At 41.1% G+C, this 15,576-nt stretch carries 12 protein-coding genes; 2 read left to right on the top strand and 10 right to left on the bottom strand.

Going from position 1 to position 15,576, the window contains the following annotated elements:
• The first annotated feature begins 758 nt into the window (after positions 1–758).
• Together ACFFAP_RS01830 and ACFFAP_RS01825 are read left to right on the top strand one after the other, a co-directional pair.
• Complete coding sequence (locus tag ACFFAP_RS01830) at positions 759–1,763, top strand: SDR family oxidoreductase (protein WP_375509624.1); 1,005 nt, start codon at positions 759–761, stop codon at positions 1,761–1,763.
• Between the two features lie 655 nt (positions 1,764–2,418).
• A complete protein-coding gene (locus ACFFAP_RS01825; protein WP_375509623.1) occupies positions 2,419–3,606 on the top strand; it encodes a sugar MFS transporter in 1,188 nt (395 codons plus the stop codon).
• A gap of 30 nt (positions 3,607–3,636) precedes the next feature.
• Here ACFFAP_RS01825 and ACFFAP_RS01820 read toward each other — a convergent pair whose 3' ends face one another.
• From ACFFAP_RS01820 to hepC, 10 genes are all read right to left on the bottom strand, one after another.
• The gene (locus ACFFAP_RS01820) at positions 3,637–3,867 is read right to left on the bottom strand and encodes a hypothetical protein (RefSeq protein WP_375509622.1); all 231 of its coding nucleotides are present in this window, start codon (positions 3,865–3,867) and stop codon (positions 3,637–3,639) included.
• 157 nt (positions 3,868–4,024) lie between these two features.
• Positions 4,025–5,158: a glycosyltransferase family 4 protein gene (locus ACFFAP_RS01815; protein WP_375509621.1), complete on the bottom strand. Its 1,134-nt coding sequence runs from the start codon at positions 5,156–5,158 to the stop codon at positions 4,025–4,027.
• A gap of 89 nt (positions 5,159–5,247) precedes the next feature.
• The gene (locus ACFFAP_RS01810) at positions 5,248–6,684 is read right to left on the bottom strand and encodes an O-antigen ligase domain-containing protein (RefSeq protein ID WP_375509620.1); all 1,437 of its coding nucleotides are present in this window, start codon (positions 6,682–6,684) and stop codon (positions 5,248–5,250) included.
• 166 nt (positions 6,685–6,850) lie between these two features.
• A complete protein-coding gene (locus tag ACFFAP_RS01805) occupies positions 6,851–7,795 on the bottom strand; it encodes a glycosyltransferase family 2 protein (protein ID WP_375509619.1) in 945 nt (314 codons plus the stop codon).
• Positions 7,713–8,915, bottom strand: a complete 1,203-nt coding sequence (locus ACFFAP_RS01800; RefSeq protein ID WP_375509618.1) for a glycosyltransferase family 4 protein — start codon at positions 8,913–8,915, stop codon at positions 7,713–7,715. The genes ACFFAP_RS01805 and ACFFAP_RS01800 overlap by 83 nt, the downstream gene beginning before the upstream one ends.
• 125 nt (positions 8,916–9,040) lie before the next feature.
• Positions 9,041–10,033: a glycosyltransferase family 2 protein gene (locus ACFFAP_RS01795; RefSeq protein WP_375509617.1), complete on the bottom strand. Its 993-nt coding sequence runs from the start codon at positions 10,031–10,033 to the stop codon at positions 9,041–9,043.
• A gap of 62 nt (positions 10,034–10,095) precedes the next feature.
• On the bottom strand, positions 10,096–11,298 hold the full coding sequence (locus ACFFAP_RS01790; RefSeq protein WP_375509616.1) for a glycosyltransferase family 4 protein: 1,203 nt from the start codon (positions 11,296–11,298) through the stop codon (positions 10,096–10,098).
• A gap of 67 nt (positions 11,299–11,365) precedes the next feature.
• Entirely contained in the window at positions 11,366–12,205 is an 840-nt protein-coding gene (locus ACFFAP_RS01785) for a hypothetical protein (RefSeq protein WP_375509615.1), read from the bottom strand.
• A 141-nt stretch (positions 12,206–12,346) separates the two neighbouring features.
• Positions 12,347–14,188, bottom strand: coding sequence for a heterocyst formation ABC transporter subunit HepA (gene hepA / locus ACFFAP_RS01780; protein ID WP_375509614.1), 1,842 nt, complete (start codon positions 14,186–14,188; stop codon positions 12,347–12,349).
• Positions 14,189–14,302: 114 nt separating this feature from the next.
• Positions 14,303–15,022 carry a heterocyst development glycosyltransferase HepC gene (gene hepC, locus ACFFAP_RS01775; RefSeq protein WP_375509613.1) on the bottom strand — a complete coding sequence of 240 codons (720 nt, stop codon included), beginning with the start codon at positions 15,020–15,022 and terminating at the stop codon, positions 14,303–14,305.
• Positions 15,023–15,576: the final 554 nt, after the last annotated feature.

Raw genomic sequence — 15,576 nt, 5'->3', positions numbered from 1 at the left:
TCTAAGATTTGGATTTATTTATAGCTTTGCTCATTTTGGCACAATCTTATACGTAGATAGAAGCAAAATTAGATTAAAAATAAATTTGCTTCTTGGCGATAAAAATACTACTGCTAGACATATAAATATTCTATAACCCACGAAAGATTTAGATATCTTCAGCACTTTATAATATCAGGGAATATACTTTAATCCCCACGTTTTTAACCGCACATGATATTACTGGTGCTGGAACTCATCCGGGTGGTTCAATTTCCGGTTTGCCGGGACGCAACTGTGCGCGTGTGTTTTTGCATAATGAGCAACCCATCACCCAGAAAATCAAGGAAGCGGGAGGTTCAATTAAATCTGCTTTCGCATCTGTCTTGAGGAGTGAATCAGACTAAGAAGCAGTTTGTAAAAAAAGTAAATAGCATCAGGAGATTGCGTCATTTGAAAGTTGAGTCTGAAGTAGGTAAACGGCTACAGATGAGATTTTCTAAACTTTTTCGGGTAAGTTCCTGATGCTTCTTAGTCGAAACTATCAAAAGTCTAGACAATGCCCTGAGATACATCCTGTGACGCTTTCAGATTCCCCAATAGACAGAGAACTGCAATCGTAATAATAATTAACATATATATGTATAGTAGAGTTATTAAAAAATATTTTTAATAGCAATTGATACTAACAAAGCGACTGAATTACCTAGTGAAGCTAAAGTCTCTAACGCTGTCGAAGCCAATTCCCAATCCCTAATTTATTTTAAAAAGTAACACTTATGCAATTAAAGCCAATCAATCAGCAAGTCGTTTCGGTCGTTGGAGCCTCCAGTGGGATCGGACGGATCACAGCTCTTGAGTTTGCTAGACGCGGGGCAAAAGTGGTAGTCTCCGCTCGCGGTGAGTCGAAGCTAAAGTCTTTAGTGGAAGAGATTCGCAGCTTTGGCGGCGAGGCAACTTATTGCGTAGCTGATGTGGAAGTATTTGAGCAAGTTAAGGCGATCGCAGATAAAACTGTAGAAGTCTACGGGCGACTCGATACATGGGTACATGTCTCTGCTATCGGCATCTTTGCCACTTTCGACAACACAACACCGGAAGAGTTTAAGCATGTTATTGATGTCGATCTCATGGGACAAGTCTATGGTGCAATGGCAGCCCTACCCCATCTGAAGCGTGAGGGAAGGGGGGCACTGATCCACGTTTCTTCAATGGAAGGTAGGCGATCGCTCCCCTACCAAAGTGCTTACTCGGCAGCCAAGCACGGGGTAGAGGGCTTTATCGAAGCCATGCGCCTTGAGTTGAAACATGAAAAATGGCCGATCAGCGTCACCAGTGTGAAACCAGGGGTGATCAACACCCCCTTCTGGAATAATGGTCTGACGAAATTAGGCGTAAAGCCTTCCGGGATACCACCTTACTACGAGCCTAAACTTGTAGCTGATGCTATCCTCTATGTAGCCGAACATCCAACTCGTGACTTCTTGGTTGGGGATGTATCTAAAATATTAGATGTGGTACAGCGCGTCTCACCATCATTAGTAGATTCACTGTTACTGCTCGTCGGCTTCGATTTACTACATTCTTCTGAGCCGAAGTCTGAAGATGCACCAAATAATTTTTACCAACCTGTTGCTGAAGACGACAGAGTTAACGGAGATTTTGGTAACTTAGTTATACCGAGTGTTTCTGACTGGCTAGATAAAAATCCGCTTCTCCAGTGGGGTGCGATCGCTGGTACAGTAGCATTAGCGTTCTTAGCAGCTCAAGTATTCAAAGATTAAGGATAAATAGACCTGTCCGAAAATTTGCAATTCAGTTTTTACAAGGGTTTTTCTCAAATCCTTGTAAACTTTTTGGCAAGATAGTAATGATATTTTGAAATGATTACTAATAGTTTAGGGCAGAAAAATACATAACTATTGATTCAGGCGATCGCTATTTTTTCTCAAATTGAATTAAGCAATACTCTAGACAGTTTTTAATTTAACCTTTGCCCTGTCAGTTTGATAGGTCGATTTTTACATCAACTAATTAACGAATTATATGGCTAAATTCGTAGTGAACACGAATAAAATAATTTAGGTTGTATTAGTGCATCACTACAGGGAGATGAGTATGAAGTTATTTTTAAGAATACCTTCGCCAATTTACGAGGCTTGATATAGAACAAACCTAAGAATTTACACGCTTGTTTTTGCCGAATGGCAAAAAACTGAGTTAATAAAATCTGCAAAAGTTTGTGTAGAAGTAATTTTGACTGTCTTGTACGTCTGGACTAAGGTTTTGCGTTTTGCCTAATAATCAAGTATGGTCTTGTGTTGGGCTATTTCGGCAAAAGCTAGACTACCTCTTTTTTTAGTTAAGGTATTGTTTTAAGGATGATTAATTGAGTAAATCTCAGCAGTCAAATTGTCTGACGCAGGAGCATTCCAGCCAATGAGAGACTATCAACGCACCCTACCGCCTCTGTGGATAGGTTCGGCGATCGCCTTCTATGCCTTTATTGCCATTGGCATTGCTGAAGCAGGTTTAGGAGTTCTTCTGCCCTCGATTTTGTCTACATATAACCTGACTCCAGCAACCGTTACCTTACTTTTTCTCAGTCAAATTAGCGGCTACATTCTGGCAGCATTTACCAGCAGTCTTGTGAGTAGTTGGCTGGGGTTAGCCCGAATGCTGTTGATTGCTGCGGGTGCGCTGACGATGGCACTAGTAATCTATGCTACCTCACCCTCCTGGTTGATCATGGTTGCGGCTGGATCGGGCATGGGATTGGGCATTGGGCTGATTGATGCAGGCATCAACACCTACATTGTGCAAAATTCCCGCAGTGCCAATCTGATTGGTTTGCTCCATGCTTTCTATGGTATTGGCGCACTCTCAGGCCCCGCGATCGCTACTACTTTGTTAGCAGTTGGCATGAACTGGCGACAGGTTTATGGGGTATTAGCCGGGATTGTCAGCCTATTAATTGTCAGTGTGCTGGGCGTAATCATCTTCAACTACACACCAATGACACAACGGGTATTGGCATCAAATACAACTGCCTTAGAAAATCTGGGCAGAGCGCTGCAAACTCCGATAGTACTGCTAACTGGGCTACTTTTGCTAGTTTATGTTGGCACTGAAGCCTGCATCGGCAACTGGGCATACACTGTGCAATCCGTTGCTCGTCACACTCCTGTGCTGATTGCTGGTTACAGCGTTAGTGCGTACTGGCTGGGATTAACATTGGGACGTTTCATCTTAGGTTATTTCTTGCAATGGCTTGGGGCAGTCCGCACAATCAGTATGTCGCTCAGTCTTGTAATGATTGGATTGCTTGCTTGGTGGCAACTGCCAGATCAATGGATTAGCTTACCGTTGATTGGCTTTGGGTTGGCAGCGATCTTTCCTGCGACCATTTGGTTAATTCCTCACCGATTGCCAGACCGCCATGTTCCTGCGGCTGTTAGCATCGCCACTAGTACCGCCAGTTTGGGGGCAGCGATTATACCCACTGGAGCAGGCTGGATTGCAAGTTGGACAAATTTAGAAATCATCCCAATGTTGATGCTGCCATTGGCGCTTTTAATGGTGGGCTTACATTGCTGGCTGGTGCAACATTCGGTAAAAGATAAGTAAGTTTTCGCACTGAATGGCACGAAGAAAAGCTCAAGCGATCGCTACGTTTAAAACTGTGACGATTTGATGCAAAGTTGTACTTTGACCAAGAGATGCAGTTTCTTGATTAAATTCCAAATCACTACTTTTTAGTAAGCAGACTCGAAAATATTGCCCAATTAATTCTCGTGCAAGTGTAATTCCTGCTGGGGCAGCACCAACTATACAAACTTCAGTATTGATAACTTCATCTATCGGCAATTTGCGGCTATCAATCAACATTGATTTAGTTCATTTTGCATAAATATTTTTTGTCTTACGCAGACGCATAGAGAGTTTTATAATGATTTATTGCATTAATTACGAGGTGTAAATGCGTTTGTAGTAAGGACTTTAGTCCGAAAATATTTAAGCACGCTTTCTGCTTACTACAAACCTATCAAAACTTTTGCGATAGAGGACTAGGCATTGCAGAACGAATTGCATTAATAAAATTTTGAGCATAATTGTGTGTTGAGAAATCGAGGGCGCGTTGTCTAGCAGCGACTCCCGCACTCTGGGCAAATTCTTGCTCGTCAAGATACCGGAGAATTGCGATCGCTAATTTATCTGCATCACCGTAAGGTGTTAATAATCCATTCATGCCATCGGTAATAATCTCCGTCGGCCCGCCTGCATCACCAGCAATCACAGGTTTACCCAGCGCCATCGCCTCAATAATCACAATCCCAAACGGCTCTTTATCTGATGCATGAACAAATACATCCATCGCCTGCACCCACTCCGGGATATTACGCTGTAGCCCAGCCATAATTACTTGGTCTTTCAAGCCCAAGGCGGCAATTTCGGCTTTTAAGAAGTCCTGATAATCCGGTTCTAAATCGTGCTTACCGCCAACCACCACACAATGAGCATCAGGATACTTCTGTAAAATTTTGGGCATCGCTTGCACCAGTACGTGCATTCCCTTCCATCGTTGCAATCGCCCAACAATTCCAATCAACGGCCCGTGTAAAGGTAAGCCCAACTTCCGCCGTGCTTCTTCTGGAGTTGGTAAAGCATTAGGCTCAAATCGGTCTAGTGCGACACCAGGATAAACTAAAGGTGTTGGTCTGTGGGGCCAAATCTCTGCCTGTGCTTGCTTACCATCTTGCGAGAGGGTGATAATCGCACGAGCTGGGATTAAAGTAGCGATTCGCACCAACCAAGTCTTATCACTAGGCACTTCTAGCTGATACCACACAGCAGGTAACCCCGCCAGCATTGCCGCTAGACCTCCAGATATATGTGTGATCCACATCCAATTGACAATTATATCTGCACGTTCGCGGCGGGCGATCGCAGCTATCCGAAAAACGGCGGCAATAAAACGGTGGATTTGGCGTAAACGTCCACTTTCCACAACTCGCGCATCAATACCAAGGGACTTTACTTGTTCTACCATCGGGCCGTCTTCTAAAAATATCACCAGCCACTCAACACCAGCATTACGCCCCTGCTGCACCAAATCCCAAAGCATCATTTCACCGCCACCTCGTTGCTCGGCTAGTGGCATTACAATAATTGCTTTCATAATATATCAGTCCTATTTAAGTTGTAAGATTTTGTTGTTTAACTAACCACAAAAATAATTTGCATCCAGTCAAATATTCTCGGATTAATTCATAATTCATAATTCTTTTGATGTTGATAGTACTTATGTCCCGCCATAGCCATAGCTAAAAATCCCCAAAGAATCATCCCTGCCACACTTAACATGCCGCTACCGATAATTAGCTGTGCAGAAGAACTGATACCAATAGCGCGGGCAGCACTGATAAAGCTATCGAAACGACCTTCACCATAACTGCTGACACTAATAATTAGAAAAATTAATCCACCCATATAAAATATGGCTCCAAACCAACCAAGGGTGAAAAACATATCTAAAATGCCACTATCAATCACCACTACTTCAATTTGACCAGTTTTTTCATTGACTTTCCAAATATTTCCTAAACCGTTACCTAGACCATTAGAAAGGGCTAAACCAAGGTTTTTGTCATAACTTCCCGATCTATCTTTAAAACTGTTATCTTCTTCAAGATTGGAAAATGTTTCCAAACGCGCTGCAACAACCCCAGCAATTGGCTCGATGGTTGTCAATGGCACAACACAAATTGCCATCACCACAATTATGGTGACTAACCGCATTTGAATTCGGGCCTTGACTGAACCCATAATCATAATTATTCCAAATAACCAGCCTCCCCAATTAGTACGTGCTTGTGTCAGCAGAAAGGATAAGTAACCAACAGCTGAAGCAGGAAAAATTAAGTTTCCTGTACTGGTAAATAACAACAGTAATCCAGCCTGCATGACGGAACCAAAGGGGCCGACTGAGTGCAATGTACTCCAGACACGCATTCCGAAAGGTACAGGGTTTCCAGAACTCATGAATAATTTTGATTGTATAAGCCAGTACCTATCCCATTCAGGAGCTACTACAAATTGATATACACCATAAGTTCCTAAAATCAACACAGACCAAAGAAATGTTCGCTGAATATTCTGGCGATAGCTGGGATAATCTCGCCAGTTTATAAATAAGTGAAAAGCGAAAATAACCGGACTGAGCCAATCTAGCAGTCCTCGGGCTACAGGGATTGGTGGGTTATAAATCAGACCGATTAGAAAGCCATAGAATACTCCGATAAAAGCCAAAACAAACGGCAAGCCCCCTTGACGTGAGGCGCGGGGGAAGTGTCGTAAGAATGTTGCGATAGTTATAAACACCACCAAGTATGGTGCTATGAGCATCTGACGGGTAGCGTCCCAGCCCACCCGATAGTCAACCAAGCGGGTAGCTAAGGGCGTGAGGAACCAGATCCACCAGGTAAAGCTGATGTAGAGAATGGGATGCCGCAAGTATAAAAATATGGCTACTACTAAAGCCATCACCGGGTAAATTAGGCGCAATGCGGCAGTAGCACCAGCAAAATAGCAAACTACAGTCAGTAATATAAAGCCTGCGATCGCCATCCAACCCTGTTGCGATCGCTCCTCAGGAGAATAGCTTTCTTGTAAAAAACTATTGAACAGTATCTGTCTAGAATTCATTCAATTTTAGATTTTGGATTTACCAATGGTAACTAGTACAATGTCTAAGCTAATTTTTAAGGTTTGTAGTAAGCACTTTAGTAATTAAATAAAGACTAAAGTCCTTACTACGAACTTGTTTATCCATAACTTTTAACTTTACAGACCACTACAGCTAAGAAGAAATTCAATTCATTTTGAATTTTGAATTTTGAATTTTGAATTGTTTATATCCCTGCCAACGCCCACGCCAGGATGCTAGCAATTTTTTCCCCGCCAACTGCCCTTGGCTAGGTAAAAATCTCAGCCATTGGGCGAAACCCAAACTATCACATGTACCCACGAATACTGCCCATAACAAAAATACAATCCGGTGGATAAATGGCAAATGCTCTAGTAAAACTAAAGTTTCATTATGGACTAAATTAATAAAGGCAATTTCATTAAAATTATTTCGCTGATCTTCATCAAAACGTTTAGCTGGATAGTGATCTACAGCAACGTTAGGATCATAAATTATCTTCCAACCAGACCGTTTTAATGTCAAAGTAAATGCCATTTCAAAATGTACTTGCGCTCCTGTGCCGCGCATCCGCTCATCAAAGCGCAATTGTCCGATTGCCTCTTTACGAAAACTCATGTTTACGCCTTTGAGAATATCGACTTCGCGGGGTTCTCCTACTCCCAGGTGATGGTTGCCAATCACTCGCCCAAACCATTGCAACTGTCCCACTACTGGGCGGGATTCGTTTTCTAATTTGCTGCCGTGGTATATCCAATCACGCCCGCCAAGTCCGCCGAGGCGACTATCTAAAGTAAAGTAAGCGGCGATGCGCTCTAACCAATCTGGGTGGGGTGCGGCATCATCATCAGTAATGGAAACAATATCACCCTCCACTGCTGCTAGTCCGGCGTTGAGGGCTGCTACTACCCCCGGTTGCGTCACTTTCACAGTATGCAATGGCAAGTTGTGGGCTTTGAATTGGGCAAGAAATTCCCAAGTTTCTGCATCCGTGTCACGGACAACCACTATCACCTGATCAACGGGTTTAGTTTGCTCTTGTAGCGCCAAAAGGCAGCGTGATAGGTCTTGTGGACGGCGATAAGTCGGTATCAGAACGGTGTTTCGCATTCTTGCTTAACTCCTCAAATAGATCCACATAAGTTTGTGCCATAGTAGTCCAGCTATGTTGTTCTGCCACAAAGCGAGCTGCTTTGCCCATTTGCTGCATCAACGGGATATCGCTCACCAAGGACATCAGCGCCACAGCCAAAGCATCAATATCATCTGAGTCGGATAAGACGATGCCACATTCTGGTGTCACCAACTCTCCGCCCCCGGTGGCTGTGGCAGTAATTACTGGCAGTCCTGAAGAAAGTGCTTCTAACAATACGAGGCTGCAAGCTTCGTATCGGGAAGGAAAAACAAATAAATTTACTGCTTGCATAATTTGGGGGATATCACGGCGAAATCCCACAAAATGCACGCGTTCATTTAACCCTAAAGATGCTGCTAATTCTGGGAAAGGGCTACCTTGGGTGTGTCCCACCACCGCCAAATGTAAATCGGGAACTTTCGCCAAGGCGTGCAACACTGTATCTAAGTTCTTTCTGGGTGTGCGGATATCTCCGGCGAACAGTGCTAGGGTAACGTTCTCTGGTAAATCTAATTTTTGGCGACTGCTTGGGCCAGGGGCAAATTCTTCTAAATCAACGCCATTGACGATTACGCGAATCCGAGAACGCGGCACACCAATGTTAACTAATTCCTGCGCGACCTTTTCGGATACAGCTACGACAACCTGCGCTTTTTGGAAAGCCTGCTTTTCCCAACGGGCATTAAAAGCCGTAAACAGCCATTGATAGAAACCATATAAGTCTCGACGGTTGCGGGAAATATGAACAGGCGATCGCAACCATGAACTGTGGACAAAATGTACAGCATTCACATCAGCCGCAGCCAGATTAATTGCTCCATTGACTTTAACTAAATCAATCTCAGAGCGATGTTGACGTAACCAATCTGCACTCTTTTGGGCAAATATCAAATTCCGCACAAATTCTGTAGGATAGCCTTTTACTGGAATTCTAATCCAATTAACTTGGCTATTATCTTCTAGTTCAAGTGCAACTTCACTGGCTAATAATGTCAGGTGATGACCACGACGAATTGCTTCTTGAGCTACTTCGTAGTTTACTCGTCCCTGACCATCACCTTTTTTTATTTTATGAGTAATAATACAAAGTTTCATCCACTAACTTCCTTAATGATAAAACCTCAGAAAGAGGCGCAAAGAAGCAACTTGTAATAATTTTTCTTTGCGTCCTTTGCGGTTCGTTAAAAAGCAACTTCTACAACTCAGATATGATTGCTCTATTATTTAGATATTCCTATTAATTTTCCTGCGAAAAAACGCGGAGTAAAACTAAGACTTAGTGCCGCTATAGTTCGCACATCAAATTTTTGTTTATTCAACGCCTGCCAAAAATAAGGACGTGCTGCTGCTATTTGTTCACTTCGTAGCAAACCAATTCCTAAAGTGGTATTAGCTTCTAACCATTTTTGTTGAAAGTAAGTCTTAAATTGCTGTAAACGAGCGTCTTCCATAAAGACTTGATAACAAAACATTTCGCTTTTAGCTTTGCGGATTTTTGCCTGCATATCTCGACTACCACTGAGCATGGTATCAGTTTGCTCATGGGCACGATATCGCGTTAGTCTTTCTGGATAATAGTAAGCGCCATAGCTAGAGATACAACAGAGATAAGTTAAATATAAATCCCACATTCCGCCAACTTCTGAAGGCATACTATCCCAATCGATAATATTATTACGAATCACACAAGATGCAGCAGTGGGTATACTTTTATCTACCAATCCAATTTTGTAAAAAGGTTGATGAATTCCTTTTGCTAGTCTGTCTCGCTTATAACCGCGTGTATTTTCTTCAGTCCCAGCATGATTAATTATGCTATTTGCATCTATGATATATTGGTCGCAAAAAGCGAGAATTAACTCAGAATTTGCTTCTAGATGTGGTACTAGCTTTGCTAAAAAATCTTCATTCCAGATATCATCATCATGGAGACTAGCAACATATTTACCTCGCGCCATTTTGAAGGCGTGTTGCTGATTAGCAATCATCCCCACATTTTGCTGATGCCGCCAAAATCTAATGCGTGAATCACCAAAAGATGCCACAAGTGCTTGAGGATTTTCTAGACTACAATTATCAGAAACAATAATTTCGATATTTTGATAAGTTTGTTTAACAGCGCTAGCGATCGCTTGCTTGAGATACTCTGGTCTATTATAGGTGGGGATAATAACGCTAACTAAAGGCTGTTGAGACTCTTGAGACAATGACATAGTTTTTTCCTTTATATTTCATAGGTAAAATATGAACAATCTGATGTTTATACCAACTAAGCTTATTTCGCTTGAAGAATGCTATATATTTTTTTCGCTCTAGAAGGAAATTCAGCTATTGTTTTTGCATAAATTGTTCGGAGATTATTTACATGAGCATTCATGGTAAATTCTTTCATTAATAAAGCATGACCTTGTTCGCCCATGTGTCGGCTTTTTTGATAATCTCCATACAAATCATGAATAGCATCTGCCAGCTTTTTGATATCATTGCCTGGAACAAGAATACCTGTTTCTCCATCTCGTAAATGTTCGGGAATCCCTCCGACTGCACTACCAATTACAGGTCGATAACGAGAGTATGCTTCTAGAGTTACAAGACCGGCAGGTTCAGGCCAAACGCTAGGAAAGATAACTGCAAAACACTGTTCGTAAAGGTTATTTAATGTGTTGCGATCGCACCAACCATGCCAAGTAATCCGGTTACTTAATCCGAGTGTATTTGCTAACCTTTCTAACCGTGGTCGTTCCCAGCCTTCACCTGCAATATCAAGTTGAATATGCGGATTAGTATGTATTAATGTTTTAAGTAACCATTCCAGACCTTTGTCAGAAACAATCCGTCCAACAAACAAAATTCTATGATTTTGATGGATTTCTAAACTTAGGGGTGCGGTTGTTATTTGTGGTATAGAGATACCACAGTGTAGCGTTACAGTTCGCTCAGGGGGTACACCGTTTTTAATCAACTCTTGACGCACGTATTCGCTATTAGCAACAAAAGTAATTTTTACCTTTTTTAAGGCATCTAATAACTGATGAGTAACTTGAAGTTCTTTAAGAGTTTTTAACGGTCTACGGCTACCACATTTATCAACTAATTTACCCAAGGTACAACCTAAGTAAGAGAAGTTGCGATCGCAGATTGTTCGCTGTCCAGCTAAATACTTCGTACCGCTAGGACAGTACAATGAGTGATTATGAACGCTGAAAACTGTAGGACACTCGCCTGTAAGCTGCAAAAGTAAATCTGGGCTGTGGAGGTGCAGCAACTTGAATTGGCTTTGGTCAACATTATTAAGCGATCTGATCACGCGATCGCTAACTTCAGGTGGTCGATGTTCAAACAGAGAAGCTAAATAAGTTTCAACACCTCCGCCCTCACCTACATCAAAATTGGAGCATTGATAAATCAGGTCTTCTTTAAAAATACCCCTGTGCAATAGTTCATCATTTCGCTTGGCATCATTAATTGAGTTAAGCATTAACCACCATTTTTTACGTTCTTACTAATTGGATTCCTCATCTAAATAGAGGCTTAAGTTCATCAACTTATATGCCAACGTTAAACCAGAATTTGTGTCTTACATCACTCACATAATGCCTGATAGCAATGTTTTTACTTGCAGATTTATCTGGATAGATGAACTGATCTTTTACATTGAGAACATATTTTTTTGTACATAAAGGCTCACCATGATTGTAGTGCATTGTCAAATGAACAATTGTTTGTTCAGTAAAATAAGTAGGAGCTTTTTGAAGATTTGCTAAACGTTCGATAGCAAAACTCCAGTCAAATTCATGCCTAAATAATATAAATCCACCATTTACTGGATTTGATTTTTCAGAATCATCATAAATAATTCGCTCATCTAGTGACATAGAACAATCAGGTAGATAAAGAGAATATTTATCGTCCGACTTACTCAAATCAATTAAGTCAATACCGCCGGGGAAAAACAAAATATCTGAATCAGTGTAAATCGTAGTTCCATTAACAGGAATTGACATTACTGCCGACAATTTTCTGCCCATTGGATGCAGTTGGGCATAATCAAGAACACATTGAGGTAAATCCGTTCTTAGGAAGTTTTGTAAAAGTATTACCTTAACGCAGGGATGGACGCGGCGGAGTAAATTACAACTAGACTCAGTGTAACTGCCATCAGAAACTACAGTGAATGTATCTGGAATGCCGACATGACGAATGAATGAACGAATACTTGCCACTTGTTCTGGTAAATCGCGTTCACATGATAAGGCATAGACACTTACCGAAACTTGTCGAGTTTGTTTTATCGGGATACTGACAATCTGAGAAAGGGCTGCTTTATATAGAGAGCGATTAAATTTACCCTGAATTTTAGCAGTGTGGTAGCCTAGATTTACCATTTATTTTTCCTGGTTATATAAATAATTGAGTAGGGAAATGAATCCGTAATTTATCTTTCGTAAATTACAAATTACGAATTACGTAGCTTGCTTATCGCCGGAGGCGAGTATTACGAACTTGTACTGAGCGTAGCCGAAGTATTACGAGTTATAGTATTGCATCTGGTGATATTCCCAAAGCTTGCCTTTACGTCCGAGTAATTCTTGATATTTGCCCTGTTCTACTATCCGCCCTGCTTCCAACACTACGACTTTATCGGCTTTAGCAATAGTAGAAAGACGGTGAGCGATCGCAATTACTGTTCTACCAACAGATAGCTTTTCTAATGAATCTTGAATTAAGCGCTCGGATACAGAATCTAAGGCACTAGTTGCTTCATCCAAAATCAAAATTTCTGGGTTCCTTAGTAGCGCCCGTGCGATAGCAATTCGCTGTCTTTGTCCTCCAGATAATCTAACACCCCGATCTCCCAATTGGGTATTAAAACCTTCGGGCATTTCTAAAATAAATTCCAGCGCATTTGCTAGTTTAGCAGCTTCTTTAATTTGCTCATTAGTGGCTTGTGGAGTACCATAAGCAATATTTTGCCAAACATCAGTATTGAAGATAAAAGTATCCTGACTGACTACAGCTATTTGACGACGGAAAGAGTTAATTTCAAACAACCGAATATCAATTTCATCGATATAGATATTTCCCTCTGTAGCATTATAAAATCGAGGGATTAAATCAGCAAGAGTTGTTTTGCCAGCACCAGAGGCTCCGACTAATGCTGTCATTTTCCCCTTTTCAATGGTTAGGGTAATATTATGTAACACTATATTTTTGTCATCGTAGCCAAAATCTACAGATACTAAATTTACTGCCCTTTCTAAAGCTTTAAACTGAAGTTTACCATTCTGAAAATAGTTTTTTTCATCACTTTTGAGCAAGTTTTTAATGTTATCTGCCGAGCCATGTAGAGTATTGAGGAATGCTCGTGTGCCATTAATATCTTGAACAAACGGGATGAAGCGAAATAGCACAAAGAAAAATGTTAACAAAGAAGCAACTTGTAACGTTCCATTACTAACCAGGCTAGTGAATGCCAAAATAATCATTCCCACCAACACCGTAGTAGCTACCCCTTCGGCAATTGGTTTGACAAGTGTCCAAGTGAATACAACTTTAGTCGTAGTACTTACTACCTTGTCGCTAGCTTTGTAATAACGTTGGCGCTCAAATTCTTGAGTACCACAGGAATGAACCGTGCGAATGCCATTAATAAATTCTATGGCTGTTGATGTAAAATTAGCATTAGCAGTTGTCATGCCAAAACTTGATTCTCTGACTCTGGCATTCAGATTAGATAAACCTACACCCAACAGTGTAAATAGTAATGCTGAAATCACAGTCAGTTGCCATGATATCAAAAACATTGATATTAAGTAGACAAAAGTTGTGATTCCTCTAGTTACTAAAAAGGCTGCGCCACTGAAACCCTGTCTTATCCTTTCAATTTCTGTGGTTATTGTGTTAATTAGTTCACCAGAACGAGTTTTGGCAAAGTAACTTAACGATAAGGATTGTAACTGTTCAAAAATTTGCTTACGTAAGCGATCGCCAAAATGCAGTTGAGATAATTCAGTATAGACTTGTCCAAAATAATTGAAGGCAACACGTAACCAAGTACTCAATAAAATCAGCGAAGATACCCGGTATAGACGATTAATTGCCGATGAATTAGATCCCAATACTAAATTATCAAACCATTCTATTCCTGTTTGGACAGGTTGAGCGTTGGGACTAGTTAAGCTTTGCAAAAAGGAAAGTAAAAAACCAATACTGACACCTTCAAAAGTTGCCGCCAGAATCGAGAATGTCAGAGCTAAAATTACAATCTTGCGAAAGTGTTTAAATTCTCGCAATATCAAATAGTTGTCTTGCCAGAAGCTAGAAGCTTTAAGCAAACTACGAAGTTTATCAAGAAGTTGGAAATGCATGGATTTTATAATAATAGTTTGGCAAGGTAGATAGACCGGTATAGATGCTACGCAACCAATTTTTGCTTTAGCCTCAGTGCGGTAGATGAAACCATCAGTTACCGCACAGATAAATTACAGTGTTTGGCTATCTAGATGTAACAGGTGAGACTGTGCTTCTACTTCCCACGAAGCTTTAATTTCTGGTAATTTATTTAGCTGTACTGCATCTTCTAAAGTCCAACAACGAGATCCGGTTAAACTCATGTCACCCCGCAGCACGTTAAATAACTGGGGCAGATTATCGAGACTGGATTTACCCATCCAACGTCCTAACAGTGTGGTGTTTTGCGTGCGAAATCTCATTGCCCGAAACAATTTACCCCGTTCTCCAACACGCCACTCACGACAAAAAACTGACCCTGGCGAGTAAACCTGCATTAACACAACCAATCCCAACATGACTGGACTTACTAATAGCAGCAACACCAAAGCAGCAATCCAATCAATGAGTCGCTGTACTTGTCTGAAGGGTTGGTTAGGCAGTTTATTGCTAGCGGATATGCTTAGGAATATTGGTTTTTGAGCTTCTTCACATGCATCTGCCCAAAACCTGAGCAAAGTCTCACCCAGTTTGGGATCGATGCTTACCAAACTTACCGGAGAATGTTGTAAGCATTCTACTAGCGATCGCTTACTATTTAATGAAGGCAGATATGGTTGTTTCACTTGTCCAAGCGGCTTCACCAACAGCTTACCCCGTCGCCACTGGAGTGTGCAGTACCCACGATTATCTTGGTGTTCCTGGGTTACATCATATAAATTCTCTAGAGTTGGAATTATTGAAGTTGTCATAATGTCTTTGGGTTTATACAGGAGTGAATTGCTGAGGCGTTATCAAAGGCTATCAATGCCAAAGACCCAAATCCGAATCTTGTTGTCACTGCAAAAAGTTGGAGATAATTGAGGGCAAAATATGTTATTGCTATTTGCCACTCAGCCAAGCACACATCGTGCAAAATTCTGCTGGTGCAGAGGTGTACAAATCAACGTTACTATCAATATTCATGAGCAATCAGTATTTTCCGGTAACTACTGACAGTAGAAAAATGTAGAGGCAAATTACCCATGAATCTATATCTACGTTTAATTGCACTGAGGTGTTTCTTGTGTCGATATATTTAACAAAACCAGTCCCCTGTTGTCTTCTAGCCTTTTTGAAGGTGCTTTAATCTCTAGAATATAAGAGTATGTAGAAATAGCGATCGCTCAAATAAATTCTTTATTTACTCTTTAAAGAGCCAGTGATTTCTCTGAAAACCTATAAAGATAGCATAAATATACTGAATTTTTCCTGAGCGCAATAAGATTAAATTTTGTTCATCAAAAACTAGGGGCGCACAAGCTGT

This window comes from uncultured Nostoc sp. (genome assembly GCF_964245575.1).
GTDB lineage: Bacteria > Cyanobacteriota > Cyanobacteriia > Cyanobacteriales > Nostocaceae > Nostoc.
The sequence above is the reverse complement of the archived record's forward strand: the minus strand, read 5'-3'. Positions and strand labels throughout refer to the sequence as shown.